The 1,069-nt window shown below is 32.0% G+C and carries 1 protein-coding gene; it reads right to left on the bottom strand.

Translation table 11 applies throughout. The features are described from left to right. Positions 1–55: 55 nt before the first annotated feature. Positions 56–1,069: methyl-accepting chemotaxis protein (locus tag KJQ99_RS09405; protein ID WP_214150668.1), on the bottom strand; the 1,014-nt coding region annotated here is incomplete at its 5' end.

The following is a 1,069-nucleotide window of genomic DNA, read 5'->3' as shown; positions in this document are numbered from 1 at the left end:
TATTAGGAACTAGCATACTAATTCCTAATAATAAGTTTATTTTTAAGCTAATAAATCAAGTTCTAAATTCATTTAGCTTTTTGTTTAGTTGTTCTGTCATCTCACTTAGATGATTTGCTGCTCCTGCTATTTCTTCTACGCTTCTTGCGTTTTCATTAGTGATAGTATTCATATTATTTACTCCACTTAATATCTCGCTCATATCTTTACTTGTGCTTATATAATCATTTACAGTTGCTTCACTAATTTTTACAGCTTCACTCATTACTTTGCCCATTTCATTAATTGTATCTTGAGTATTACTTGCTACTTGAGTTAATTTACTAATTTCTGCTGAATTAGTGCTCATTTGTTCGCTTGCATCTTTAATACCTTGAACTATAACGCTTATTGTTGCATTTATTTCACTAAGGCTTTTTTGAGTTCTCTCAGCCAAACTTCTTACTTCATCAGCTACTACGGCAAATCCTCTACCATGCTCTCCTGCACGTGCTGCTTCAATTGCAGCATTTAGTGCAAGTAAGTTAGTCTGGTCTGCTACATCGTTAATTATTTCTAAAATAGATTTAACATTATCAGCATCACGGCTTAATTGCTCAATCTTACTAGCTAAAGCACTTTCTATATCAGCACTATGATTTATTTGATTAGTTAATGAATTAATAGCATCATTTGCTGATTTTATAAACTTACTTGCATTACTTAATTCATCTTTACCTTTAGCTGCACCAATTACACCTTTATCAAGGTTTGCTTTAGTATTAGTTCCTTTATTAGCTACTTCTGTAACTATTACACTACCTTCTTCTGCACGCTTACCTGTTTGAAGACTTGTGTGGCTTAATTCATTTGCTATTGAAGCGTTTTCATTTGAGATATCTTTTGCTTGTGCTATTAGAATTCTTACTTTTTCTAAGAATATATTAATAGCTTTACAAGCTTGAGCTATTTCATCATTACCTTTATCATCTAGCTTTTTAGTTAAATCTCCATCTCCACTGCTAAGTTCGTTTGATTTAGCTGTTAGATTGTTTAGTGGGCGAGTGATTTGGAATTTTACGAAGATAAT

It is taken from the genome of Campylobacter sp. 2018MI13 (assembly GCF_018501135.1).
Classification (GTDB): domain Bacteria; phylum Campylobacterota; class Campylobacteria; order Campylobacterales; family Campylobacteraceae; genus Campylobacter_E.
Note: the sequence above shows the minus strand (reverse complement) of the source record. Positions and strands in the feature narration are given on the sequence as shown.